The sequence below is a fragment of the Niveibacterium sp. 24ML genome, from assembly GCF_026586805.1.
In the GTDB taxonomy this organism is placed as follows: domain Bacteria; phylum Pseudomonadota; class Gammaproteobacteria; order Burkholderiales; family Rhodocyclaceae; genus Niveibacterium.
This window is the reverse complement of sequence record NZ_JAPFHA010000004.1, coordinates 137,814-163,976: the sequence shown is the minus strand read 5'-3', so window position 1 is coordinate 163,976 and position 26,163 is coordinate 137,814. Positions and strand designations below refer to the sequence as shown.

Below are 26,163 nucleotides of genomic sequence, written 5' to 3'. Positions count from 1 at the left end.
CGCCGTGGCGCCGTGGTGCGCCGCTCGTGCAGCCGCGCGGCCCGCTACGCCAGGGTCTCCTCCACCCGCAGGCGTACCACCCCAGGCTCTTGCCCGCGAACATCACGCACCGGGTGGCGGGCGAAGACTACGGGGGATGTGATCGCGGCGTGTAGCACGCCCCCTGCAGGATACTCAGCCCACGCTGCACCGGGGCAACGCAGAGCTTGTTTTGCTCGCAGACGCCGGCACTGCATGCCAGCGCGCTATCGGCAAGCGGGCACCACACACCCGGCCACCGGCATCGCGCCCGCGGCCGCCCCGCCGGCCGTTAAAGGTCGGCTTCGACCAGGTTGCCCTTGGCTTCCATCCAGGCACGGCGGCCCGAGGCCTCGCCCTTGCCCATCAGCAGGTCGAACAATTCCTCGGTTTCGCTCAGCGCCACGTCGTCCAGCGTGACCGGCAGCACACGGCGGGTGGCCGGGTCCATCGCGGTTTCCTTGAGCTGCTCGGGGTTCATCTCGCCGAGGCCCTTGAAGCGGCCGATCTCAAGCTGCTCGGGCTTGACGCCTTCCTTGACCAAGCGATCGCGCACTGCGGCCAGTTCGCGCTCGTCGAGGCAGTAGAGCCGACGCGCCGGGCGCTTCTTGCCCGAGGCCGGCACATCCACGCGATACAGCGGCGGCAGCGCGATCCACACATGGCCACGCGCCACCAGCACCGGAAAGTGGCGCAGGAACAGCGTCAGCAGCAGGGTCTGGATGTGCGAGCCATCGACATCCGCATCGGCCATGATGATGACCTTGCCGTAACGCAGGTTGGTCAGCACCGACTCGGGTGCTTCCGGCGTGTGCGGGTCCACGCCCAGCGCCACCGCGATGTCGTGGATCTCGTTGTTTGCGAACAGGCGGTTGGGGTCGATTTCCCACGAGTTCTGCACCTTGCCGCGCAGCGGCAGGATCGCCTGCGTCTCGCGACTGCGCGCGAGCTTGGCCGACCCCCCGGCCGAATCGCCCTCGACAAGGTAAAGCTCGTTCTCGGCGATGTTCTCGCTCTCGCAGTCCGAGAGCTTGCCGGGCAGCACCGCGACGCCGGAGGTCTTCTTCTTCTCGACCTTCTGCGCATCCTTCAGGCGGCTTTGCGCCTGCTTGATCGCCAGTTCCGCGATTGCCTTGCCCTGCTCGACGTTCTGGTTCAGCCAGGCTTCGAACAGCGGCATCACCATCGTCGACACCAGCTTCACCGCTTCGCGCGAGTTGAGCTTTTCCTTCACCTGGCCCTGGAACTGCGGGTCGAGCAAGCGCGCCGAGAGCAGGAAGCTCATCTTGCCGCACACATCGTCCTGCTGCAGCTTCACGCCGCGCGGCAAGAGCGCATGGTGCTCGACGAAGGACTTCACCGCCTCGAACACGCCGCCACGCAGGCCGGATTCATGCGTGCCGCCGTTCACCGTGGGGATCAGGTTCACATAGCTTTCACTGCCGACGAAGCCGTCGAACCAGGTAAAGGCCCAGGCCGCGCCCTCACCGGGCGCGAAGTCCTCGTCCTGCCCGGCGTATTTCTCTTGCGCGAACACCGGCACCAGCGGGTCGACACCGCCGGCCATCTCGCGCAGATAGCCGGTCAGGCCGTCGGCGTAGCGCCATTCGGTCTTCACGAAGCTGCCGTCGGCCTGCTCCACTTCCAGCGTCACCGTCACGCCCGGCAACAGCACCGCCTTGGAGCGCAACAGCCGCTCGATCTCGGCCAGCGAGGCGCGCGGCGCGTCGAAGTATTTCGGATCCGGCCACACATGCACGCGGGTGCCGGTCTGCTTGCCGCAGGCGCCCATGTCGGCCAGTTCGCTGATCGTGCGGCCGCCGTCGGCAAACTCCACATGCCAGGCCTTGCCCTCGCGCCGCACATCCACCGCCACCTTCAGCGACAGCGCCGTGGTCACCGCCACGCCCACGCCGTGCAGGCCGCCCGAGAAGGCGTAGGCCGAGGCGCCGGAGGTCTTGTCGAACTTGCCACCGGCGTGCAGCACCGTGTAGGCCAGCACCACCACCGGCACGCCTTCCACCGGGTGCAGGCCGACCGGGATGCCGCGGCCGTCGTCGGTCACCGCGACCGAGCCGTCACGGAACATCGCCACGTGGATGCGCTTGGCGAAACCGGCCAGCGCTTCGTCCGCGGCGTTGTCGATCACCTCCTGAATGATGTGCGCCGGCGAGTCGGTGCGGGTGTACATGCCGGGGCGCGAGCGCACGGGCTCAAGGCCCTTGAGAACGCGGAAGGAGGATTCGTTGTAAGTCATGCTGCGGCTGCCTCGATTCAAACTGGCGTGGATGGTAGCAAATGCGCCGGCTCAGTCCGGCGGCAGCGCGAATCCGATCGCATGGTCCGCTTCGCGCGCGCGCACCCCGCGCCGCCCGGCCGCGAGCCAGACCCGCTGCGCCTCCAGGTCGGCGCCGTCCGCCCAGATCACGCCGGCGTCGTCGGCGCCGGTCGCCATCCGATCCGCCGGCCGCCAGAAGATATGCCGCAGCGAACCTTCCGCCTGCACGCCCAGCCACACCAGCGCAAAGCCGTGCTCGATCAAGGTCTGTCGCGACAGCGCATTGGCCGGCGCGGCCCGCACCAGCAGGTCCGGCAAGCCAAGCGCCTGCGCGCGGGCGATGCGGATGTCGATCAACTTGCCGTGCAGGCCAAGGCGGCGGTGCTCGGGCGCCACCATCGCGGCCGACAGCTGCGCCACGCGGGCGGCGCGCTCGGGCGGCCAGCCCAGATCCCGCGCATAGTTGTCGCGATCGTCGGCCCGCGGCAGCGTCAGCGACGCATAGGCCACCAGTTCGTCAGCCAGGAAGACGCCCCAGCTCTCGCCACGGGCGCCGACGTGGCTGCTGAAAAAGGCCTCCGGCCCACCCGCGAGGCGGAACAGTGAGGGATCGCGCAGGTCTGCCATCACCGCCGCATGCAGCGGCATCAGCGCAGGCAGATCGGCTTCGGTAAGACCGCGCAGGCGGCACGCGGCGGGCAGTTCAGGCAATGTGCTCATCGGTTTTCCCTTGCAGAGAGGGTGGGCGCGACGAAGTCGGCCTCCAGCATTTCAGCGTAGTTGAACATCGCTAGCGGTGGCAGCGCGCCAAGCTGGCGCGCCACCGGCAGGCTTACCTGCAAGGAAAAGCGCGTCAGCGTTTCGACCGGAATCTGGCTGGGCGGCCGTTTGTTCAGAAGAATCTGCTCAGCCTTGTAGCCGGCGAACTGGCCGACCGTGTAGTAGCGGCTCACCAGCCCGGCCAGCGCGCCGGCAGCCATCAGCGGTTCGGTCGAGGCAAAACTGGGCAGGCCGGCCTTCAGGGCAGCCGGCAGCACCACCGCCCGGGCCTGGGTGTTGAGGAAGGAATCCGGCGGCAGGTACAACCACTGGGCACCCGCCTGGCGAAGCTCGCCCACCAGCGCTTCGGCGCCGGCGGCGACGGGTTTGCCAGCGGCATCGGTGCGAAAGGCGCGCGCCTCGACACGAAAACCACGTCTGCGCCCTTCGGCCCGCAAGTCATCCAGCACGGCCAGCGCGTTCGGTTCGTTCGGCGAGTAGAGCACGCCGACGCAGCCGAACGCCCGGTAGGCGGCCATCACCTGCATCTGCGCCGCCACGCTCGCAAGATGGCTCACGCCGGTGACGTTGCGCCGCGACGATTGCATGGCCGGCACGATGCGCGCGCTCACCGGCGCCGCGACGAGGCTGAACACCACCGGGATGTCGGTGATGTATCGCGCCGGGTCGGCCTGATCCCACGGCCCGGCAATCCCCAGCGTGACGCCCGAGCCCCAGGTGTAGACAAGGTCAGGCCGCGTGCGGCGGATCTCTTCCACCAGCGCGGGCAGGCGCGAGGTGTCGAGCGCGATGTCGCGGTAGGTGATCTCGACCGGGATGCCGCGCGCCGCAAAGTAGTCGGCAAAGCCGCGCTCCACCTCGGTGGCGCCACGGTAGGTCACCGCATAGATGCGGAAGGGCTGCGCCGCCTGCACCGGCTGCAGCCAGATCGCCAGCATCATCAGCAGGATCGGCCAGCGCGCCTTCATGCGCGCACCTCGGCAACATGCACGCCGCGCAAGGCGCCCGCCAGCACCAGGAACAGCAGGCCGCAGCCGAGCACCAGCGCGGCGATCAGGGCGAAGGCGCCGGCATGGCCAAGCGCCGCCACCAGCACGCCGGCAAGCAGCGGGCCGCTGGCGTTGCCAAGCCGCTCAATCAGCCGGTAGCTGCCGAACAGGGCGCCGGTGCCGTGCGCGCGAATCTCATCGGCGCAGGCCAGCGACAGCAAACTGCTCTGCGCCGCGATCGAAAGCCCCTGCCCCAGCCCGAGCAAGGCCATCGCCAGGAACACCGGCCCCACCCCGCCCCACAGCAGCAAGCCAAAGCCACCCAGCGCGGAAAGGCACAGCCCGCCACCGACCAGCGACACCTGCGATACGCCACGCTCGGCCAGCCGCGCCGCCCAGGGCAACACCAGCACCAGCACCACCGCGTAGACCATCAGCGCCCGCCCGGCCGCCGCAGTGGGCGCACCGAGCGAAAGCACGTAGATCGGCACCAGATAAAAGCAGAAGCTGGCGAGGATCAGCTTGGCCGGCACTGCGGCAAGCAGCGTGATCAGCAGGAAGCGCCGCTCACCAAGCACCCGCGCCAGATCGCGCAAGGCGAGGGCGGGCGTCAGGCTGGCCTGCGACGCCGCCGCGGGCGGCAGCAAGCGCACCGCCAGGCCCGCAACGAGCGCAATCGCCGCAGCCACCGCGAAGCCCGCGCGCGCGCGCGCCAACATGATCGGCGAGGATGCCGCCCAGCGGCGGCCCACAGACCGCCGCCACCATGATCGCGCCGACGAACAGGGCGAAGCCGCGGGTGCGCTCGGCCTGCGTGGTGTGCGCAATCACGAAAGCCTGCGCGGCCACAAACACCATGGCGTAGCCCAATCCACACAGCGCGCGCCACAGCATGAATGTGGTGAGGTCGCGCGCCAGCGCGGCGCCCGCAAGCCCCACGAAGCCGATCAGCGCGCCCCACTGCATCGCGGCGCGCAGCCCGATCCGCTCGCTCCAGCTCGCCAGCAGCGGCTGGCCGAGCGCAACAACGAGCATGAACACCACGATCGGAAGGCCCACCGCCACATCCGCCGACACCGCCGTGTCCGCGCCGAGCAGCGTGCGCGCAAAGCCCGGCACGAAGGCGCGCGTCAGCTCTTCGGCCAGCATGAAGAGGAACAAGGGCACCCGCATGCGCGCAAGCAAGGCGCCACCACTGCCGGGCACGGCGCCCAGGCGCGGATCAGTCGCCGTGATGAACTGCAGCAGCTCGCGCGTGAGGAACACCGCCACCACGAACACCACCGCCAGATCGAGCAGCACTTCGAACAGGATGTTGCGCAGGTAGGCCACGCTGACACCCACCTCGACGCTGCCGAGCACCGCCGCCGCGCGGCCGATGGGCACCTGAACGCCGGCAGCCGCAGCGCGCTCGCCATGCTCGAAACGCAGCACGCCGCCGGCATCGCGGATCGCCAGCTGCGCCAGCTCGGGATGCTGCCGGCGTACCTCGGCCAGATAGGCGTCGACGCCAACCAGATCGGGCAGTGCGATACCGTAGCCGCTGGCCTTGGCCACCAGCTCGGCGACCGAGCGGCCCACCACCGCCGCCTTGCGCGCGAGTTCTGGCTGCAAGTTGTCGTTGAAGGCCTGCTGCGTCGCCCAGGACACACAGCCCAGCCCCAACATGACGGCCAGCAGGATCGCGGCGGCGAGGCGGGCGTGCAAGGGGGGCGCGCGGTGAGTCATCGCGCCGCAGGGCTCTGCGCCCGGCCACTGAAACGCAGCACGGCCCACACCGCCAGCATCGCCAGCAAGGCGGTGGCCGCCCCGCCGATCAGCGCAATCCGCTGCAACGCGGCACGCATGCGCGCGAGGGCCTGCTGCTGATCGGTCAGCGCGTAGCGCACCGCGACATGGCCTTGCGGCAAATCGAAACTGTTGCGCAGGGAAAAGCCGAGGACCGCGCTGTCGGGCTCCAGCACATGCCAGGCATCGCCCGCCGACGCACGGGCGGCGACAAGCCATGCGGCCGGGATGGCGGAGCCCGGTGCCGCGGCGCCGGCGCTGAACACGACGCGACCTTCGGCGTCGAACACCTCAATTGCCCGGATCGCGGCATCGGCCTGGCGCTCGCGCGCCAGCAGATCCGGTACGGCCGCAGCACTGGCCAGCGGCAGACCCAGCGCGAGCGAGGCCTGCACCCCTTCACGCACCGCCAGCGCCGGCACCGCCATGCGCGAGCGCGCGGCCGACTCCAGCGCGGACTTGAACTTGAAGTAGTTGAGGAAGGCGCTCATGCCCACGCCGAAGAACGCCACCAGCGCTGCAACAAGGAACAGGCGACCCAGCGGTGCTGGGGCGGGCGCGGCAGATTCGGCGGACTCGCGCTTCGCTTGCATGGAACGCACTCCCGGTGCAGGGTTGAACTATCGTAGCACCCGTGCCGCCACCCACCGGAAGCCGCCACGCGAAATGGATGATCAGAACACCGTGCTGCTGAGCCCCGAAGCGCTTGCTGCCGAGCAAATGCGTGCCGGGCCTTCACCCGCCGCCACGGACGACTCAACCGTGGTGCTGCCCGCCGGCGCCGCCGCAGCCGCACTGCATGCCGCGAGCGGGCCGGTGCCGATCGCGCTACCGGCCGGCTACCGCTTGCACGAATACCGCATCGACGCAGTGCTCGGCCAGGGCGGTTTCGGCATCACCTACCTCGCGACCGATGTGAACCTGCATGCGTCGGTGGCGATCAAGGAATACCTGCCGGCGCAGTTCGCCCAGCGCGCGCGTGACAGCACGGTGCGGCCGCGCCGCATCGACAACGTCCGCACCCTGCTCGACGGGCTCGATCAGTTCCTCGTCGAGGCCCGCACCCTGGCGACCTTCCGCCACCCGAACATCGTGCGCGTGGCGCGCTTCTTCGAAGCGAATCGCACCGCTTACATGGTGCTGGACTACGAGCGCGGCAAATCGCTCACCGACTGGTGGCAAGGCCGCGGGCGCGCGGCACCGGCACTCAGCCGCCTGCTCGGTGCGCGCAAGGGTGGCGCGGACGCGGGCGCGCCGCCGGTGTCGGAGCCCGATCTGCTGCTCTTGCTCGCGCCCCTGCTGGACGGCCTGGCGCTGGTGCACCGCACCGGCGTACTGCACCGTGACATCAAGCCGGACAACATCAGCGTGCGCGACGAGGACGGCAGCCTCGTGCTGCTCGATTTCGGCGCCGCGCGGCCGGCAAGCGGCGGTGCGGTTGATGCGCCGGCAATCCTCACGCCCGGCTATGCGCCGATCGAGCAGTACCTCGGCGATCACCAGGGGCCGTGGACCGACCTCTACGCCCTCGCCGCAACGCTGTACTGGATGGTGTGTGGCCAGCGCCCGCGCGAAGCGCCAGACCGCCAGGCCGCCCCGCAGGCCGATGTGAGCGCCGAAGCGGCTGGCGCGGGCCGCTACAGCGCGGCCTTTCTGCGCGCGATCGACTGGGCGCTGCAACTGCGGCCTGAGGATCGCCCGCAAAGTGTCGAGGCATTCCGCCGGGCGCTGTTCGCCGCGCATGCGGCCAGTCTTGGCCTGCAGGAAGCGCTGGCGGCCGGCAGCGAGGCCGCGCTGCCGGGGGATCGGGATCGTCAGCGGCCGCGAATCGGCCGCTGGCTCTGGCACCCAGGCTCATGGCCGCTAGCGGTGAAAATGTCGCTGGCGCTGGTGTTCGCGGCGCTGGTGCCGATGAGCATCACCGGTTACCACAACTACGCCAGCAGCGTGGATGCGCTGGCGCATGCAGAGCGCCGCAGCCTTGAGCATCTGGCGCTGAGCACGGCCGGGCGGCTGTCGCAGTTGCTGGAAGACAGCCGCCGGGTGACGGCGTTCATTGCCAACAACAGTGACGTGATCGCAGGCCTCGAATCCCCCAACGCAGCGGCGCTGGAGAGCATCCGCATGCGCCTGGCGGCCCTGGTCGCCACCAACCCGGACGTGCATCTGCTCACCCTGATGGACGCGGGCGGCACCGCCCTGATTTCAACCGCCCCGGAAGTCGTCGGGGGCAACTTCGGCTTTCGTGAGTATTTCAGGACGGCCATGTCGGGCCGCCCCAATGTGACGAGCCTGATCGTCGGCGCCGTGGCCGGGCGCTCCGGCGCCTACCTCGCGCATCCGGTGCGCAATCGTGGCGGGCAGGTCATCGGCGTGATCGTCTTGCGGATCCGCGCAGAGACAATCGGCGCGATCGTCGACAGCGCACACAACGCCAATCGCAACGCCTTCCTGATCGATGGCGACGGCGTGCTGATCCACCACCGTGATCCCGGCCTGATCTTCCATAGCCTCGATGCGCTATCGCCCGCCACCCAGGCCGAAATCGCCGCCGATCAGCGCTTTCGCCGCCCGCGCATCGAGAGCCTCGGCATGCCGGCGCTGGCGCGCGCAATGATCGGCGCACAGCGCGAAGGCAACCTCGACTACCCCTCGACGATCACGAAAACCGAGGAAGTGGCCGGCTTCGCGCCGGTCGCCGGCCACGACTGGGTGGTCGGCGTCACCGAAACCCACGAGAGCTTCGAGGCTCCACTGCAGCGCATGTTCCATCAGGTGCTCTACAGCCTGGCTGCGGTGGGCGTGGTCTTCGTGCTGCTCGCACTGGCCTTCGCGCGCTCGATCGTGCGGCCAGTCAGACGACTGATCGACGCAAGCGATGCGCTCAAGCGGGGCGACTACGATGCCGCGCATGTGCAGGTGAACACCGGCGACGAAATCGGCGCGCTGGGCCGCACCTTCAACGTGATGATCGACGTGCTGCGCCAGCGCGAGCGCGAACGCGGCCTCAATCGCCACGAGTAAGGGAACGCCCACGCCCGACCCAGCCGGGCGGCAGATCCGGGTCTATGCTGAAGGCAGCGATCCACTGCAAGGAGACATCATGCACACCCTGCACACCCGCCTACCCTACCTGCTCCTGCTGGGCCTTGTCGTCAGCCCGCCGGTGCTGGCCAGCGACGCCCCGCAACGCAAGGAAGGCCTCTGGGAAATGAAGATGGAGGGCGACGCCAAGGGCGCCATGCCGCCGATGAAGCAGTGCATCGACGCCAAGACCGACGCGGCGATGCAGAAACACGCGATGCAGGGCGGCGGACCGAACGCCTGCTCGAAGCACAGCTTCAGCAAGACCGCGACCGGCTGGGTCAGCGATGCCGTGTGCAAGCACGGCAACACCACCTCGACCACGCATTCGGTGATCAGCGGCGACCTCAACAGCGCCTACACGATCGACTCGCAGATCCGCTTCGACCCGCCGATGGACGGCAAGGCCGAGATGCGCAGCAAGATTGCCGTGCGCTGGCTCGGCGCCTGCCCTGCCGGCTGGAAACCAGGCGACATCGAAGCCGGCGGACGCCGCTTCAACAGCCTCGAAATGCAGAAGATGCAGGCCGGCACACCGCCCGGCGGCAAGATGAGCCCCGAGCAGATGAAACAGATGATGGAAGCGATGAAGAAGCAGCAGGGCGCGAACTAGCGCCCCGGCTTACAGGCCCAGCAAGCGGCGGTGGATCTTGACGACCGCCTTGCGCACCGGCTGCGGCGTGCTCACGGCGCAGCACGGCCGGTGCAGATCACCCGGATACACCACGACGAACTGCCCCGGGGCGAGATCGATGAACCATTCGTGGCGAGGCGCGGGGTAGAACGCGATATCGCGCGAATTGAGCAGATCGTCGATCGGCAGCAGCGCCGGATCGTGGCTGGCAATGCCGTAGCGCTCGATGCCGTCGAGCACCAGCTGGATGTCGGCGTGCTCACGATGGGCTTCCGGACGGCAATCCCCCGATGGCTTGGTCGTCACCTGCTGGATCAGCAGGAACATGCCGTCTTCGTCGAGCGGATAGCGGCCGGGCGTCAGCGCGGACAGATCTCGCCGATCCAGCGATTCGAGCGCGCGCGTGACCGCCGCGGGGAGCACCGGCGCGCGGCTGCGCCAGTTGGCAAGGTCTGAGACGAACATGGGCTTAACCTTCCGGGGGGTGCCTCATTGTGCCGCAAACGGCGGCCGCGCCGCAGCGCGCCCTTGCATTCGGCATTGGCGCGCCTGCCATGCCTGGGCCAGCAATGCGATCGAGCGGCACAACTATTTCTGCCATCGTTGCAAGTTCGCCACGCTGCGGACGCCAAGCCTGCGCTTTCGCGATAATGCGATGCAGCACATCGAACTCACCCCCTCTGATTCTGGTTGGAATGGCATGGATCACCCGGCGCAAGCGACGGTAACGCCCCCTCGAAAACGCAGGCGCATTGCGCTCCGGGTCTTCTTGGTCCTTGCGCTCATCGTACTGACGACGCTGGCGGTGCTGGCCTGGCGCGAAGCGAGCACCTCGCGACTGCAATCGCGTTACCTCAGCGAGTGGGGCCAGCGCATGAACTTCAAACTGGCGCCCGGCAAGAGCGATGCGATCCGCTTCCCGGCGACCGGCCCTTTCGATCAGCGCTTTGGCTACACCGCGCTGCCGCAGATCACGACGCGCCTGACGGCAAGGCACTATGCAGTCACCGACCAGGCGCGAATCTCGCCCGAGATGGCCCAGACGATCGATGCCGGCCTGTTTGCGCCCTACCGCGAAAAGACCCGGGGCGGGCTCGCGATCGACGATTGCGCCGGCGAGGCGCTCTTCGATGCGCAGATTCCGGTGCGCGCTTACGACAAGTTTGAATCGGTGCCGCCGATGCTGGTGCGCAGCTTGCTGTTCATCGAGAACCGCGAGTTGCTCAGCCCGGAACACCTGACCAAGAATCCGGCAATCGAGTGGGACCGACTGCTCAAGGCCAGCGCCGACCAGTTGATCCACCGCTTCAACCCCGACCACGATGCCCACGGCGGCAGCACCCTGGCGACGCAGATCGAGAAGTATCGCCACTCCGCCGGCGGCCGGACGACTTCACCGCAGGACAAACTGCAGCAGATGGCCTCGGCCTCGTTGCGCGCCTACCTGGGTGGCCCCGACACCAGCGCGGTGCGACGCCAGCTCGTGCTCGACTACCTCAACACCGTGCCGCTTGCGGCCAAGGCCGGCTATGGCGAAGTGATCGGCATCGGCGATGCGCTCGCGGCCTGGTACGGGCGAGACTTCGCCGAGGTGAACGCGCTCTTGCGCAACCCGAACGCGGACAAAGCCAAGCGCGCGCTCGCCTACAAGCAGGCGCTCTCGCTGATGATTTCGCAGCGCCGCCCGAGCGGCTTCCTGGCCGACCAGCAGTCGCTTGAAGCGCTGACCAATACCCACCTGCGCCTGCTGGCGAGCGAGGGCGTGATCGACGCCAGCCTGCGCGACGCCGCGCTGGCACAACCGCTGAAGCTGCAGCGCGCAGCGGCGGCCAGCGACAATCTGCACACGGTTGCCGGGCGCAAGGCGGTGCTCGTGACGCGCACCCAGCTTTCATCACTGCTGGGGGTATCGCGGCTCTACGATCTTGACCGCATGGACATGAGCGCGGTCAGTTCAATCGACAGCCGCCTGCAACGCGAGGTCACCGACACCCTGCGGTCGATCAACACGACCGAGGCCGCCAAGGCCGCCGGCTTGATTGGCGAACGCATGCTCGGCGGCGGCGATCCGTCGCAGGTGATCTACAGCTTCACGCTGTTCGAACGGGCGGCCGGCGCAAACCTGGTGCGGGTGCAGACCGATAACTTCGATCAGCCCTTCGACATCAATGCCGGCACCAAACTCGACCTCGGGTCTACCGCCAAGCTGCGGACCCTGGTGACCTACCTTGAACTGGTCGCCGATCTGCATGAGCGACTCGGGTCGATCTCGAAAGAATCCTTGCAGCAGGTACCGATCGCCCGCCAGGACGCACTGACCCGCTGGGCGGTGGACTACCTTTCCAGCACCAGCGAGCGCGGGCTCGAACCGATGCTGCAGGCCGCCATGGAGCGCAAGTATTCGGCCAGCCCGGGCGAGAGCTTCTTCACCGGCGGCGGGCTGCTGACCTTCGAGAACTTCGACAAGGCCGACAACGAACGAATCGTCTCGGTGCGCGAAAGCCTGCAACGATCGGTGAATCTGCCCTTCATCCGCCTGATGCGGGACATCGTGCGTCACACGATGTTCAACATGCCCAGTTCCAGCGCGACATTGCTCGACGACCACGACGATCCGAAGCGGCAGGAGTACCTCGCGCGCTTTGCCGACCGCGAAGGCAAGGCCTTCATCGTGCGCTTCTACAAGAAGTTCCAGGGCAAGAGCGAGAGCGAGATCATGGATGCGCTGCTGCAGGGCATCCGGCCGACGCCCAAGCGCCTCGCCACGATCTTCCGCTCGATCAACCCCGGTGCCAATGAAGCGCAATTCAGCGAATTCCTGACCCAACGGCTGCCCGATGCTTCGATTGAATCGACCAGCCTCGCGCGCCTCTACGATCAGTACTCGCCGGAGCGCTACGATCTTGCCGACCGAGGCTACCTTGCCGGCGTGCACCCGCTGGAACTCTGGCTGGTGGCTTACCTGCGCACCCATCCGAAGGCGAGCCTGGCGGAAGTTTTCGAGGCTAGCGCGGACGAGCGGCAGAATGTCTATCGCTGGCTCTTCCGTACCCGCCACAAGAGTGCCCAGGACGTGCGGATCAAGCAGCTGGTGGAAGTCGAAGCCTTCCTGGAGATCCACAAACGCTGGAAGCGGCTCGGCTACCCCTTCGAAACCCTTGTCCCCTCTTACGCCACCGCACTGGGCAGTTCGGCAGACCGGCCGGCCGCGCTGGCCGAACTGGTCGGCGTGCTGATCAACGACGGCGTGCGCCTGCCAACGGTGCGCCTTGATCAACTGCGCTTTGCCGTCGGCACACCGTACGAAACGCACTTTGCCTATCAGCCGGCGGCAAGCGAGCAGGTTTTAGCCCCCGAAGTAGCCCGGGTAGCGCGTGAAGCGATGGCGCTGGTGGTTGAGAAGGGCACCGCCAGACGCCTGAGTGGCGTGTTCAAGCGCCCGGACGGCAGCCCGATCGCGGTGGGCGGTAAAACAGGCACCGGCGATCACCGCTTCGAGGTGTATGGCAAGGGCGGCGTGCTGATCTCATCGCGCGTGGTCAGCCGCTCCGGCACCTTCGTCTTCTACATCGGCGAGCGCCATTTCGGCACGGTGACGGCCTATGTGAAGGGCCCCGCGGCTGAGCAGTACCAATTCACCAGCGCCTTGCCCGCCCAACTGCTCAAGATCCTGGCGCCCAAGCTGATCGACGAAATCAACCGCAGCGCCAACCCGGGCACCGACTGCAAGGCAGCGCCGGCGGCACCCAAACCTGCAGACAAAGCGGCCGCTTGAGCGGCCGCCTTGCGGCTGATTGCCGGCGCCGCCGGCAATCAGTTGATCGTGACCGATCGCAGATTGAGCCCGCCGCTCACGACTTCCAGCCGCACCGCCACCAAACCCGCCGGGATGGCCAGATCCAGCGCACTGCTGGTCGTCAAGGCGCTACCGCTCGCGAGCGTTACCTGCCCCTTCTGGACGCCATTGACCCAGACCTTGATCGTCGCGCCCGAAGCGGCGATGCCGCTGACACTGAGGCGCGCGTTGAAGGCTGCGGCCGCATGGGCAGGCAATGCCACCCATTCACCGGCATCGTTGCCCCCCACGCAGGGCTGCCCAGCGCACGTCGTGGCGTAGTCAAAGCCGGTCCGGATCCGATAGTCGGGCGTAGCTGTCGCGACAATCGTGCCCGGCAGCGCCTGCCCCAGCGTCACTGCGGCACGCGGCTGCGTCTGCAATTGATCGAGCGCCTTGTACTTGGGCGTCGCGAGCGTCGTGATGTCGGGCGTGAACTCCCACTTCGGCGTGCCACGGGCAACGTAGTAGACCAGCAAGTCGCCGCCTTGCTGCGACCAGGCGTCGTGTGTCTTGACGACCATGTCCTGCATGCGCGGATCGGCATTGAGCGCACGCGCATCGACATCGCCGTAGTTGTCGAGGCTCGGGCCGCCTTCGTAAGCGATGCGCTTGAGGCCGAAATTCGCCGCCCAGACCGCATCCACCCCAAAGCCCTTCACGTTCGGCGCAGGCGGATAGCTGCCCGCCGCGAAGTAGGCGTCGCGGTCGGCCTTGTTCGCCGGCTCATTGGTGGAGTTGTAGTAGCCGGAACCGCCGGCGCCGTAGAGGTAGTCCGATACCTGCCTGGCGGGTGACTGGCTGCGCGCATAGTGATCGAGCCAGTTGATCGCCTGCGACAGTGTCGCCTGCCCGTCGCCCTGCTGCGTCATCAGGACAGGGCGGATGCGCGTCATCATCGAAGCCTCGCCATACACGGCGCGGAAGATGTCGCTGATCAGTGCAGTACGGTAGGCGGGATAGCGCCACATCTTGAACCAGATGCTCGCCTCGGTCGGCGTCAGCAGTGGATGGCCGGCCGGCAGCGCGGCGACGATGTCCTGGATCACGCCAAAGCAGCGGAACCCGCCCGCCGAGTTCCAGATCTCATTGGCGTATTCGAGGTACACCCGCAGGCTCGGATCGAGTGGCGGATACACCGGGTTAGCCTGGGTGCTGGTGTAGGGATTGGTGCCGTCGGTGCCGTAGCGCAAAGCGAGTGCGAGCTTGCGCACGTAATCGTCATCCGCCGCAACCGGAACATTGATCCAGCAGTCGACATGCGCGGCATTGCAGAGCTGGATCTGGTGCTCGATCGCAACCCCGAGCGACGAGCTGTCATACACCAGCCCGCCCGGGCCGGTGTAGCGCCCGCCTTCACGAGAGAAATGCAACGGCGTCATGCGATCAGCCCAGTGCTCCACCAGGTTCGAGTTGGTCGCGGTCCAGTCCATCATCCGCACCGTATGCGTCTTGGCGAACGCCGCAATGAAGGGCGTTGTAAAGACGGCGCTGCCATCGGCCGGGTAGCCGGGCCGGTAGAGGCGCATGTTGGTGAAACCAGAGTTGACCGCACTGTTCGCGGTGCGCTTGGTGTTCTTGAGGATGATGCCGACGCTACCGGTCGCGTTGGCCGCGTAGGTCACATCGGCCGTGGTGGTATTGCTGGCGGCGTCATAGACCTTGTTGCTCACCGTGCCGCCCACCCACATCAGCGATACATCGGCCTGCCCGTTGAAGACCAGCTTGTAGGTACCGTTGATCTGAGCCGGCGTGCCGGTGAGGATGACAGTCGAGGCGTCGGCCGTCGGCCAGCCCAGCGCGTCGATGCCGCCAACCGGCTGGTGCCAGTCGGTGGCGTCCTGCCAGGGGCGCGCCTGCTTCATCGCATCGGCAAAGGCAAGGCCACCGTCCCAATCACTGAGGAACCAGGTATTCATGCCGAAACGGTTCTTGGTGACGTCCTCGGCTGGCAGGATCGGCAGGCCAGCGCTTGGCGTCGCGGAGACTTCCGCGCTGTCAGCGCTCTCACCCGCGGCGGTCACGGCCGAGACAACGTAGTGATACGCGCTGCCGTTGCTTCGCCCCGTGTCGGTGTAGTGCGTACTTGTTGGCGAGGCGATCAGCGTGTAGGGGCCGCCTACCGCATCGGAACGTTTGACGCGGTAGGCGGTGGCAGCGGCCACGGCCTCCCAGCTCAGGCTCACCTGCCGGTCCGCACCCAGCGCGATCACACCAGCCGGCGGTGCCAGCGCGGAAACCGGCGTCGCAGATACCTCGGCCGACTGCGCACTTTCGCCGGCCGAGTTGGCAGCGGTCAGCACGTAGTAGTAAGTCGTGCCGTTGCTCAAACCACTGTCAATGAAGGGCGTGCCTGCCGGCGCCGCCACTTCGGTGTAGGGGCCGCCAGCGCTGATCGCGCGCTTTACGTGGTAGGCGGTCGCGCCGGACGTGGCGACCCAGGCGATCGACACCTGCGCATCACCCGCCGTGGCCACCAGGCCGGTCGGCACAGCCGGCACAACGGTGCCCCCACCACCCTCTCCACCGCCTCCACCACAAGAAGGCAGGATCACTGCGGCACACAGCATCAGCAGGGCGAGTCGGAGGGTTCGCATGGCGGGCCTTGGATTTCCGGTCAAATGATGAACGCGAGGGATATACGTTCATCATAATCGCAAAAAATGACATTCGCCTTAACAAACTCAACAGGATTGCCATCAACGGCCGTCGCCAGTCTCAGAGCGGCATGACAATTGACAGATCCGGCTTCTCGACCCAACGGGCAAACGCCTCGGCGATTCGCTCGCACTCTGCCATCGCACGCCGCCAGGCCGCTTCGCGCGCAGCGTGGTCGGCACCGTAACGGTAGAAGTCGTTGCGATCCGGCAGCTTCCGATTCGGCAGGCGGGCGAGCAGCGCCTCGCTCGGGGCGATCAACAGCATGTTCGCCAGGCTCTCGCCGCCCCTGCCAAAGCCTTGCTTGCGCCACGGAATGAACTTGTCGAGCCAGCCCGGAATCACGCCTTCAACGAAGTGCGGGTAAAGCGTGATGCCGGGCAGTTGCTGATAGGGCAAGTGGATGTGGTAGTCGATCAAACCGCCATCCCAGTAGGGGGCATCAGGCAGGCCCGGGATCCGCCCCACCGCGTCGCAGATCAGCGGAATCGACCCCGACGCGGTAAGCGCCGCAACGCAGTTATCGGCGTTCAATCCATGCTGGCGGGTGGCGAAGCCGTCTTGCCAGAGCCCATCGAGCGGGCTGGCTGGGCCCGAGGCAAAGACCTCACGGTGAAAGTGACGCGCAAGGCGCCCGCGCGATACCGCATTGGCCGCGGCAATCCGCGCGAACGCACCACGTGAATCCTTGCCGGCGAGCGGCCCCACCGCACGCGAAACAATCACGCGCAAGGGCACATCGGCGCGCGGCTGCCAGGGCTGCGCCACCGACTCGGCGAGGCCGACAATCTTCTCCGCCACCTCACGCGGGGTCACCCCCTCGCGGTAACGCTGCCGGTGCACATAACACTCTGCAAGACGATCCAGTGCAGCCAGCGGCTCGGCCTGCGCCGCCGCGCTCATGCGCCAGGCACCGATCGAAGCACCGATCAGCGTCGGCATGCGCGTGCCGCGCGGCAGCCATTCACCGAAGAGCCAGCGGTCGAAGGGAATCAGTGCCAGGCCCTTGGGGCCACCGGCCGCGGCCGGGATACAGGCGATGTCGTCGGGCCTGAGCCCGTTGCGGCGAATGTGTTCAAGCGCGCGCGGACCGGCGCGAAGGCTCAATGGCATGGCGTTCATGGGCGAAGGATGGGCGGGCGCGCTCAGTCGTGCTCGTCGAGCCGGCGCCGATGGCGCGCGAGGCTGCCGGAGATCAAGCCGATGATCTCGGATGCGGCTTCGACGATCTGCGGCGGCGCGAACCCGGCACTCGACAGGTCGCGATAGAACGACTTTGCCAGCATCTTCGCAACCCGGGTTGGCGGCAGGGCGCCGCCGAACATCGCCTCAGGCGCATCCATGCCGGCCCGCGCAAGGCTCAGCTGCGCCACCCGCGAATGCAGCAGGCGATCGAGCCGGATCACCTGCACCGCGTGGGCCAGCAAGGCCGCCACAATTCGCGCCCGCACCGCATCGGCCTGCGAGAACGCCTGCTCAAGCGGTTCGCTGACGCAAAAAACCCCGATGCAGGCCCGCCCCGCTTCAAGCGGCACGCAGATGAAACTGCCGGCGGCGCCCCGTCGCGCGAGCGTCTTGTAGGGGGACGTCGCAATGTCCGGCACCCAGACCGGCTCGCGCCGCAACATCACCTGACCGGCAATGCCATCGGCAGCACTGACCGCATCGATCCATGCCGCATCGGGCAATTCGCCTGCGCTGGCAACCAGACGCAGGCGCAAGTGGGCCTCGGTATCGTCCGGCACCACCATCAGGCTGCATTGCCGGGCGTTCAGCAAGGCGGCGGCGGCGCGCATCACTTCGTCGCGCTCGCCTTCTGCGGGCGCCGACACGGCAAGCTGCCGCGCAAACACCGCCAGGGCTTCATCTGCCTGCTGCTGATTCATGCTCGCTCTCCGTCGTGGCGAAAAGGCGTTTCGCGATTGAAGTCTAGCCAAGCCGGCTTACGACTTCCGCTCTACCCCAACAAGGCCTTGCTCATGTTCAGATTCGTGGTGACAAAGCCGGCCTTCGCGTAAAGCCGGCAAGCCGCCGTATTGTGGGCGAACACATGCAGCGACAGGCGCTGCGCACCAAGCCCGCGGGCCCAGGCCTCGACCGCCGCCATCGCCGCCAGGCCAAGCCCCTGCCCACGCCACGGCGGATCAATCACGAAGTCGTACAGGTAGGCAAGGATCTGCGCGCCCGCGCCCTCATGCTCGGGCGCCACGCGCAACCAGGCGGTTGCGATCGATTGGCCGTCCTCGCGTACCAGCCGCCCGATGTGGTGCTGTGGCGTCTGCGCACCGTGTGGCAGGAGGCTGGCGAATTCCGCTTCGGCGCGCGCCAGCGCACCTTCCGCTGGCCAGTTGCCGGCCTCTACCTTGCCTTCCGCATAGCCGGCGACGGATTCATCGCGCCACAACGCGTAGGCGGCCTCATCAATCGGCACCCATGCCAGCGCCGCGCTCATTCGCGATACCAGGTCTGGCTGCGGCCAAACAGGGACACCCCGATGAAACCGCGCACTTCAAGCGTCTTGCCATCCGGCGAGAGGCTCATCTTGGCCCGATAGACCTTGCCGTTGTCCGGGTCGAGGATCTCACCGCCCTCGTAGGCGAGCCCGTTGCGCTTGAGGCCGTTCATGATCTTCATGCCGATGATTTTCTGACCCTTGCGCGCGTCGCTGCACTTGTCGCACAACTGATCGGGCTTCTCGCCCGGCCGGTAGAACACCTTTTCGACCACCGCCTCGTAAGCGCCCGCCTGCTCGTCGATCCGCAGGATGGAACGCGGCTTGCCGTCCTCGTCACTGATCGTCTTCCAGCGCCCGGCCGCAGAGGGCTCCTCGGCCTGCGCCACCGCCGCGCAGAGCGCCGCCACGAGCGAGACACTTCGAATGGCTGACTTCATGTGCCCCCCCCCTCAGGAAACCAGAATCGAGATTGCACCCACGCCGGCGATGCGGCCTTCCATGCGATCACCCGGAACCACCGGGCCCACGCCCTCCGGCGTGCCGGTAAACACCAGATCACCCGCCTTGAGCGTCCACAGCGTCGATAGGTGCGCAATCACTTCCGGGATCGACCAGATCATGTCCGCCAGATCGCCACGCTGGCGCTCGACGCCGTTGACGCTGAGCACGATCTCACCCGAAGTCGGCAAGGGGGCATGGCCGCGGTGCTGGATGTGCGAGATCGGCGCGGCAAAGTCGAAGGCCTTGCCGGAATCCCAAGGCTGGCCTTTCTCTTTGGCCCGGCCTTGCAAGTCACGCCGCGTCATGTCGAAACCGCAGGCATAGCCCCATACACAGTCGGCGGCCTGCTCGGGAGTCAGATCGCGCCCACCCTTGCCCAGCGCCACCACCAGTTCGAATTCGTGGTGCAGATTCTGCGTTGCGGGTGGATAGGGCAGCGCACCCAGTGCGCCCGCCGCCACCGGCAGCACCGCGTCAGCCGGCTTGCAGAAGAAGAACGGCGGCTCCCGTTCCGGGTCGTGGCCCATCTCGCGGGCATGGGCAGCGTAGTTACGCGCCACGCAAAAGATCCGCCGTACCGGGAACAGCGCATCGCTGCCTGCAACGGGCACCGCGGGGCGTGCCGGCGGTTCGAAAACATACGTCATCGTGTCGGATCATCCTTGGCTTTGAAGCCGCGCATTCTGAACGCCGCGCGGCCCGGCGCCAAGCTGCCGGGGCCTGGCACCACCCGCGTCAGCCGGGCTTTACCGTCGAAGCGTCCTGCCCGAACAAGACCTTCTTGTCCTCTTCGCTGATCTTCGCCGCGCTCGGGTTCACCTCGGCGGCACGCGCATACGCGCGCTGCGTGGCAGGGCGTGCGGCAATCGCAGCGAGCCAGCGCGCAACGTGTGGAAAGTTGGCCAGATCCTGCTGCTGGTTCTCGTGATAGAGCACCCACGGATAACAGGCGATGTCGGCAATCGAGTAGTCACCGGCGATGAATTCGCGATCAGCGAGGCGCTTGTTGAGCACGGCGTAGAGCCGCCCGGTCTCCTTCACGTAACGCTCGATCGCGTAGGGGATTTTCTCGGGCGCGTACTGCACGAAGTGGTGGTTCTGCCCCGCCATCGGGCCCAGCCCCGCCATCTGCCAGAAGAGCCACTGCAGGCAATCATTGCGGCCGCGCAGATCTTGCGGGATCAGCTTGCCAGTCTTGTCGGCGAGGTAGAGCAGGATCGCGCCCGATTCAAACAGCGAGACGGGTTCGCCGCCATCGGCCGGCGCATTGTCGACGATGGCCGGGATGCGATTGTTCGGCGCGATCGCGAGGAACTCGGGGCGGAACTGATCGCCCTTGCCGATGTTCACGCCATGCAGGCGGTACGGCAGGCCGGCCTCTTCGAGGAACATCGTGATCTTGTGGCCGTTGGGGGTGGTCCAGTAGAAAAGGTCGATCATGGCGGGGCTCCGCTTGCGGGTTTATCCGGGAAGCCGTTTGTACCCCAAAGATCCGCCATCCGGAACCGGGTTCAACCCGCGACCATCAGCCCTGCTTCGGCACGATCGTGATGCGGCGGCTGGCGATGCGCTGCTCGCGCTCGGCCTTGCCCTTGGCAATGTCCCGCGCGCGCAGCTGGCCGCAGCCGCCATCGACATCCTGCCCGGCAGAATTGCGCAGCTTGGTCAGCACGCCACGCTGATGCAGCGCGCGCGCGATGGCCGTGGCGCGCTCCCACGCCGGGCGCTTGAATTCCAGCTCCGGCACGGTGTTGTACGGAATCATGTTCATGATCGCGTACTTGCCGGCAAGCAAGCGCACGATGCCGTCGAGTTCATCGTCGCCGTCGTTCACGCCGTCGATCAGCGTCCACTGATACTGGATCGGATAGCCCGTAGTGCGGGCGTAGTGCTCACCCATCGCTACCAGTTCGGCCGGGTCGATACGCGGTGCGCGCGGCAACAGTTGCGCACGCAGATCGGCCTTGGTGGTGTGCAGCGACAGCGCGAGCGCGGGCTTCACGCGGCCCTGCGGCAAACGCTCGAATACGCGTGGATCGCCGACGGTGGAGAACACCAGATTCTTGTGGCCGATGCCGCCCGCAGTGCCAAGCAGATCGATCGCTTCGAGCACGTTATCGAGGTTGTGGGCCGGCTCGCCCATGCCCATGAACACCACTTTCTTGACGAAGCGTTTGCTGCGAGCGAGCACCACCTGCGCCACGATCTCAGCGCTGCCAAGCTGGCGCAGCAGGCCATCGCGACCGGTCATGCAGAACACGCAGCCCACCGCGCAGCCCACCTGCGTCGATACGCAGAGGCCGTCGCGCGGCAACAGTACGCTTTCCACCGTCTGGCCATCTGCCAGTTCCACCAGCAGGCGCGCGGAGCCATCCTCGCCCGGGTGCTCGGAGCGCAAGCGCGCAAGCCCTTGCAGATCGGCTGTGAGCGCCGGCAAGTCGTTGCGCAGCGCGAGCGGCAGGCAGTCCTGCGCCTTGTGTGGCCCGCTGTCCAGCGGTTTGGCGTTCACCCACGCCCGCAGCAGGCGCTGCTCGTGCAGCGGCTTCGCACCGTGAGCGAGCAGGCGCGCGCGGAGGTCTTCGATGCGCATCGCGGAGTTCGCCTCGGCCTGCATCAGAAGGGCGGGTTCCCCTCGCCCTTGAGTGCGAGGAACTCGTCGATCAGGCGATCAAGCACGGCCTCTTCGTCGCCCGCATCCAGCCCGAGAATCTGCGCCACCATGCGCACCTTGCCCGGGTTAACGCGCCGCGCGCTGGCCGGTGCGGCAATCGGCTCGGCGGATCGGGGCACCGGCACTTCGGCAATCGCATCCGGCTCAGCCGGTTTCTTCGCGCGCTTCACGCCCTCGGCCACCAGCGCCGCCTCCACCGCCTTCTTCGGCAGCTTTTCGCCCCGCTCCACTTCGGCAACCAGCGCATCGAGCCGGGCCTCGTTCTTCTGCGCCAGCTTGTCGAGCTGAACGGCCGTGGTGCAACTGGTGATCTGGCCGGATTCGAGCAGCGCCTCGACCTTGGGCGAAAGGTTCGCAGGCGCGGTTTTCTGTTCCAGCCAGGTCGCTGGCTGTCCAAAGTGCTCGGCCGCCGCCTCGGGCGATTCGAAACCGCGCGCGATGGTCTTGAGCGCCTGCGCCATTTCGCGCGGCGCCAGCGGCAGCCGCACACCCTGCCCGAGGTTCTCGAACACCTGCACTTCGAGTGTCTGGTTCGGCGGGCACGCGCGCACCAATGCCGGAATCTGCGCCTCGCCCGCCAGCATCGCCGCACGCAGCCGGCGTTCGCCCACGATCAGGCGAAACTTGCCTTCGGCGTCAGCCGGTTGCACCACCACCGGCTGAATCACGCCGACGCCGGTGATCGAGTCCGCGAGGCGCTTGAGCCCGGCCTCATCGTACTGGCGACGCGGGTGCGCCTCGTCCGGCACCAGCTTCGCCACGTCGATCATCCTGAATTCGGGAACCGTCTCTTTGAAACCCATTGCCTGCTCACCTATTCACTGCATGCCGGCCCCGCCCGGTGCGGGTCGACCAAAAGGGGCCGGATGTTCCGCGTTTTTTGGCTGCGCGGCAACTTCAACGCAGGCAACGGGCGACTGCGGCGGGCATCCAGCCGGACGCCCTGGCTCAGCTGATCGCGAACAGATTCTGGAAGTTGGCGATCTGCAGCACTTGTTTGACCATGCCTCGCGTGCCTTCGATTGAAATCACCTTGCCGGCATCTTTAGCCTTGCCACGGGCCACCAGCAGCATGCCCAGCGCGGCGCTGTCGATGTACTCGACGTCGCGCAGGTTCAGCACGATCTCGCTTGCATTGGAGGCAAGGGCTTCCTCGATGGCCTGGCTGAACTCGCGATGCGCGGAAAAGACGAGCCGCCCGCGCAAGGGCACGCTGTGTTGATGCGCGCCGTATCCTTCAGTCCCGCCCTTTTTCTGCACCATCTCTTCACCTTCTTTTACCGCGCACATGCGTGGCTAGAGTCCCGAAGCACCCTGTGCCCCGGCCCACCGCCGTGGTGGCGACCGCGACGCAAATGATGCCACGATCTGCGCCGGGCAAAATGCGTGTAACCCCGGCTGGCGATCAACTCGATGGGGCTGGATGCGCGATGCGACGAGAGCTTACGGTGCGCTGCACGAAGAGACTGGCGCCACGTGACTCACGGCTCACTCCGGTGCGCATAAGCGCGCCAGCAGCGCATGGCACGGCCCGCTGCGCGGACAAAAAAGGGGCGCGCCCGGCCGCCGCCGGGTCACGCCCCGTTCTCCTACCCAAACCGGACTATTCGAACACGCTGGCGCTGTACTCCTTTTCACGCAGCTTGGCCTGTGCCGCAGCCAGCCGGGCGATCGGCACCCGTGGCGCCGAGCAGGACACATAGTTCAGCCCAATCGCGTGGCAGAAGCGCACGGAATCAGGCTGCCCGCCCTGCTCGCCACAGATGCCAACCTTCAAGTCCTTGCGAGTCTCGCGCCCCCACTCCACGGCCATCTGCATCAGGCGCCCGACGCCCTTGACGTCGAGCACTTCGAAGGGGTTCTCGCGCAGGATCTTGGCCTCCTGGTAGAAGGGCAGGAACTTGTTCTCGGCGTCTTCGCGCGAGAAGGAGAAAGTGGCCTGCGTCAGGTCGTTGGTGCCGAAGCTGAAGAACTCCGCCACCTGCGCGAGGCTGCCGGCGCGCATGCAGGCCCGCACCACTTCGATCATGGTGCCGAACTTCACATGCGGCCGCTCGCCCAGCAAGGCGGCCACGCGATCGAGTTCGGTGTCGAAGATCTGCTTCACCCTGACCAGCTCTTCACGGGTACAGACCTGCGGCACCATGATCTCGGCATTGACGATCACGCCTTCGCGCATGCTGCCCGCCGCCGCTTCAAACAGCGCGCGGATCTGCATGGTGTAGATCTCGGGATTGGTGAGCCCGAGGCGCACGCCGCGATGCCCAAGCATCGGGTTGACCTCGTGCAGCGCGTGCACTTTGCGCAGCATGGCCTCACGGCGTGCGATCAGCGCATCGAAGCGATGCTGCTGCTCGTACTGCACCAGGTTGGCATTGAGGTGATCGAGGCTATCGACATAGGTGTGGTGCAACTCGGGGTCGAGCATGCGCAGGGTTTCCGGCAGCTCGTTCATGCCGCGCACGGCGCGCTTGAGGTTGCGCAGGTGGTCAATCTCGAATTCCAGTTGCGATGCAGTAGGCAGGAATTCGTGGATCGGCGGATCAAGCAGGCGCACCGTCACCGGCAGGCCATCCATGGCGCGGAAGATGCCCTTGAAGTCTTCACGCTGGAAGGGCAGCAGGCGGTCGAGCGCGTCCTGCCGTTCTTCGGGCGTATCGGCGAGGATCATCTCCTGCACCACCGGCAGGCGGCCCGGGTCGTTGAACATGCGCTCGGTGCGGCACAGGCCGATACCGACTGCGCCAAAGCGCCGCGCGCGCGCGGCATCGGCCGGCGTGTCAGCATTTGCGCGCACCTTGAGCGTTGCCGCTTCGTCGGCCCACTCAAGCAGGGTTTGCAGTTCGTCGAAAAATTCCGCTTCCACCGTGGGGATGCGGCCGGCGTAGACCTTGCCGGTGCTGCCGTCGATGGTGATCACATCGCCCTCGACGAACTCGGCATCACCCACCCGCGCGGTGCGCGCATGCACGTCGATCTGGATCGCCGCACAGCCTGACACGCAGGGTTTTCCCATGCCGCGTGCCACCACCGCGGCGTGCGATGTCTTGCCGCCGCGTGCGGTAAGGATGCCCTGCGCGGCGAAGAAGCCGTGAATGTCTTCCGGCTTGGTCTCTTCGCGAACCAGGATGATCTTCTCGCCCAACTTGCCGCGCGCTTCGGCGGTATCGGCATCGAACACCACGCGGCCGGAGGCGGCGCCGGGCGATGCCGGCAGGCCGGTTGCCAGGGCTACCGCGTTCGAGCCGGGTGCAAGCGTCGGCACCATCAGTTGTTCGAGCAGCGCCGGGTTGGCGCGCAGCAGGGCCTGCTCGCGCGTGATGACGCCGTCGTTGGCCATTTCAACCGAGGTCACCACCGTGGCGCGCGCGTTCATCTTGCCGTTACGCGTCTGCAAGGCGTAGAGCCGCCCTTTCTCGATCGTGAACTCGAAGTCCTGGATCTCCTTGTAGTGGCGCTCCAGCCGATTGCGAAGCTCCATCAGCTCGGCATGCAGGCGCGGCATCTCCTGCTGCATTTCTGCGATGGGCTTGGGCGTGCGAATGCCTGCCACCACGTCCTCACCCTGCGCGTTGGTGAGGTACTCGCCGAAGATCACGTTCTCGCCGGTGGCGGGGTTGCGGGTGAAGCCAACGCCGGTTGCCGAGTCGTTGCCCATGTTGCCGAACACCATCGTGCACACGTTCACAGCGGTGCCGTTTGCCATCTCGGGCGTGATCTTGAACTGGCGACGATAGTCCACCGCGCGCTTGCCCATCCACGAGCGGAACACCGCCGCGATCGCCATCTCAAGCTGCTGCATCGGGTCGGTCGGGAAGGGGTGGCCGGTGTGTTTTTCGACGATGCCGATGAAGGTCTGGGCCAGCTCCTTGAGTTGCGGTGCGGTGAGATCGACGTCCTGCGCGGCGCCAACCTTGGCCTTGAGCGCGTTCATCGCATCGTCGAAATGCTCATCCGGCACGCCCAGCGCGATCTTGCCGTAGAGCTGCACGAAGCGGCGCCACGCGTCATAGCCAAAACGCGGGTTGTCGGTCTGGTGGATCAGGCCCTCAAGCGTCGCCGGGTTGAGGCCAAGATTGAGGATAGTGTCCATCATGCCGGGCATCGACATGGCGGAGCCCGAGCGCACCGAAACCAGCAGCGGATTGGCCGCGTCGCCAAAGCCCTTGCCGGTCTTCTGCTCCAGTTCGCGCATGGCTGCGCGCACTTCGCCCATCACGCCTTCGGGCAGCGCATTGTGTTCGAGGTAGGCGAGGCAGGCTTCGGTGGTGATCGTGAAACCAGGCGGCACGTTCAACCCGATCTGCGTCATCTCGGCAAGGTTCGCACCCTTGCCGCCGAGCAGCATCTTGTTCTTGCCATCGCCCTTTTCGAACGAATAGACATAGGTGGTCATGGTCACTGTCTCCCCCGAGAGTGGTGACCTGACTCGATGAACCCGTCCTGGCGTTGGCCGTGGAGGTCGGCAGGGT

21 protein-coding genes are annotated in these 26,163 nt (G+C 66.8%); 3 read left to right on the top strand and 18 right to left on the bottom strand.

Annotated elements, in window-relative coordinates:
* Positions 1-310: 310 nt before the first annotated feature.
* The 6 genes from OPU71_RS05120 to OPU71_RS05095 are packed head-to-tail and all read right to left on the bottom strand — an operon-like array spanning position 311 to position 6,446.
* Positions 311-2,275, bottom strand: a complete 1,965-nt coding sequence (locus OPU71_RS05120; RefSeq protein ID WP_267725748.1) for a DNA topoisomerase IV subunit B — start codon at positions 2,273-2,275, stop codon at positions 311-313.
* A 51-nt stretch (positions 2,276-2,326) separates the two neighbouring features.
* Complete coding sequence (locus tag OPU71_RS05115; RefSeq protein WP_267725745.1) at positions 2,327-3,007, bottom strand: hypothetical protein; 681 nt, start codon at positions 3,005-3,007, stop codon at positions 2,327-2,329.
* A gap of 5 nt (positions 3,008-3,012) precedes the next feature.
* Positions 3,013-4,044, bottom strand: a complete 1,032-nt coding sequence (locus tag OPU71_RS05110; RefSeq protein WP_267725741.1) for an ABC transporter substrate-binding protein — start codon at positions 4,042-4,044, stop codon at positions 3,013-3,015.
* A complete protein-coding gene (locus tag OPU71_RS05105; RefSeq protein ID WP_267725738.1) occupies positions 4,041-4,712 on the bottom strand; it encodes a hypothetical protein in 672 nt (223 codons plus the stop codon). Before OPU71_RS05105 ends, OPU71_RS05110 begins: the two co-directional genes overlap by 4 nt.
* Positions 4,633-5,793: an MFS transporter gene (locus OPU71_RS05100; protein ID WP_267725734.1), complete on the bottom strand. Its 1,161-nt coding sequence runs from the start codon at positions 5,791-5,793 to the stop codon at positions 4,633-4,635. Before OPU71_RS05100 ends, OPU71_RS05105 begins: the two co-directional genes overlap by 80 nt.
* Positions 5,790-6,446: a hypothetical protein gene (locus OPU71_RS05095; protein WP_267725728.1), complete on the bottom strand. Its 657-nt coding sequence runs from the start codon at positions 6,444-6,446 to the stop codon at positions 5,790-5,792. The genes OPU71_RS05100 and OPU71_RS05095 overlap by 4 nt, the downstream gene beginning before the upstream one ends.
* A 22-nt stretch (positions 6,447-6,468) precedes the next feature.
* Between OPU71_RS05095 and OPU71_RS05090 the strand changes: the two genes are divergently transcribed.
* Together OPU71_RS05090 and OPU71_RS05085 are read left to right on the top strand one after the other, a co-directional pair.
* Positions 6,469-8,877, top strand: a complete 2,409-nt coding sequence (locus tag OPU71_RS05090; RefSeq protein ID WP_267725725.1) for a protein kinase domain-containing protein — start codon at positions 6,469-6,471, stop codon at positions 8,875-8,877.
* 79 nt (positions 8,878-8,956) lie between these two features.
* On the top strand, positions 8,957-9,550 hold the full coding sequence (locus tag OPU71_RS05085) for a DUF3617 domain-containing protein (protein WP_267725720.1): 594 nt from the start codon (positions 8,957-8,959) through the stop codon (positions 9,548-9,550).
* Between the two features lie 9 nt (positions 9,551-9,559).
* On the opposite strand, the gene OPU71_RS05080 is transcribed toward OPU71_RS05085, so the two are convergent.
* Positions 9,560-10,036: a YhcH/YjgK/YiaL family protein gene (locus OPU71_RS05080; RefSeq protein ID WP_267725717.1), complete on the bottom strand. Its 477-nt coding sequence runs from the start codon at positions 10,034-10,036 to the stop codon at positions 9,560-9,562.
* Between the two features lie 304 nt (positions 10,037-10,340).
* Between OPU71_RS05080 and OPU71_RS05075 the strand changes: the two genes are divergently transcribed.
* On the top strand, positions 10,341-13,346 hold the full coding sequence (locus OPU71_RS05075; RefSeq protein ID WP_267725713.1) for a transglycosylase domain-containing protein: 3,006 nt from the start codon (positions 10,341-10,343) through the stop codon (positions 13,344-13,346).
* Between the two features lie 38 nt (positions 13,347-13,384).
* On the opposite strand, the gene OPU71_RS05070 is transcribed toward OPU71_RS05075, so the two are convergent.
* From OPU71_RS05070 to ppdK, 11 genes are all read right to left on the bottom strand, one after another.
* Positions 13,385-16,003, bottom strand: a complete 2,619-nt coding sequence (locus tag OPU71_RS05070) for a fibronectin type III domain-containing protein (protein WP_267725709.1) — start codon at positions 16,001-16,003, stop codon at positions 13,385-13,387.
* Positions 16,004-16,124: 121 nt separating this feature from the next.
* Positions 16,125-17,177, bottom strand: coding sequence for a hypothetical protein (locus tag OPU71_RS05065; protein ID WP_267725704.1), 1,053 nt, complete (start codon positions 17,175-17,177; stop codon positions 16,125-16,127).
* Positions 17,178-17,209: 32 nt separating this feature from the next.
* On the bottom strand, positions 17,210-17,950 hold the full coding sequence (locus OPU71_RS05060; RefSeq protein ID WP_267725700.1) for a GAF domain-containing protein: 741 nt from the start codon (positions 17,948-17,950) through the stop codon (positions 17,210-17,212).
* A gap of 71 nt (positions 17,951-18,021) precedes the next feature.
* Positions 18,022-18,516, bottom strand: coding sequence for a GNAT family N-acetyltransferase (locus tag OPU71_RS05055; protein ID WP_267725697.1), 495 nt, complete (start codon positions 18,514-18,516; stop codon positions 18,022-18,024).
* Positions 18,513-18,956, bottom strand: coding sequence for a DUF2147 domain-containing protein (locus tag OPU71_RS05050; protein WP_267725693.1), 444 nt, complete (start codon positions 18,954-18,956; stop codon positions 18,513-18,515). Before OPU71_RS05050 ends, OPU71_RS05055 begins: the two co-directional genes overlap by 4 nt.
* Positions 18,957-18,968: 12 nt before the next feature.
* Positions 18,969-19,667: a fumarylacetoacetate hydrolase family protein gene (locus OPU71_RS05045; RefSeq protein WP_267725689.1), complete on the bottom strand. Its 699-nt coding sequence runs from the start codon at positions 19,665-19,667 to the stop codon at positions 18,969-18,971.
* Between the two features lie 88 nt (positions 19,668-19,755).
* Positions 19,756-20,460, bottom strand: a complete 705-nt coding sequence (locus OPU71_RS05040; protein ID WP_267725685.1) for a glutathione binding-like protein — start codon at positions 20,458-20,460, stop codon at positions 19,756-19,758.
* Between the two features lie 85 nt (positions 20,461-20,545).
* The gene (locus tag OPU71_RS05035; protein WP_267725682.1) at positions 20,546-21,610 is read right to left on the bottom strand and encodes an RNA methyltransferase; all 1,065 of its coding nucleotides are present in this window, start codon (positions 21,608-21,610) and stop codon (positions 20,546-20,548) included.
* Between the two features lie 23 nt (positions 21,611-21,633).
* A complete protein-coding gene (locus OPU71_RS05030) occupies positions 21,634-22,494 on the bottom strand; it encodes a ParB/RepB/Spo0J family partition protein (protein WP_267725679.1) in 861 nt (286 codons plus the stop codon).
* A 145-nt stretch (positions 22,495-22,639) separates the two neighbouring features.
* Complete coding sequence (locus tag OPU71_RS05025) at positions 22,640-22,954, bottom strand: STAS domain-containing protein (RefSeq protein ID WP_267725676.1); 315 nt, start codon at positions 22,952-22,954, stop codon at positions 22,640-22,642.
* A gap of 340 nt (positions 22,955-23,294) precedes the next feature.
* Positions 23,295-26,087 (bottom strand): pyruvate, phosphate dikinase, encoded by a 2,793-nt coding sequence (gene ppdK, locus OPU71_RS05020; RefSeq protein ID WP_267725673.1) that lies wholly within the window; start codon positions 26,085-26,087, stop codon positions 23,295-23,297.
* Positions 26,088-26,163 lie beyond the last annotated feature (76 nt).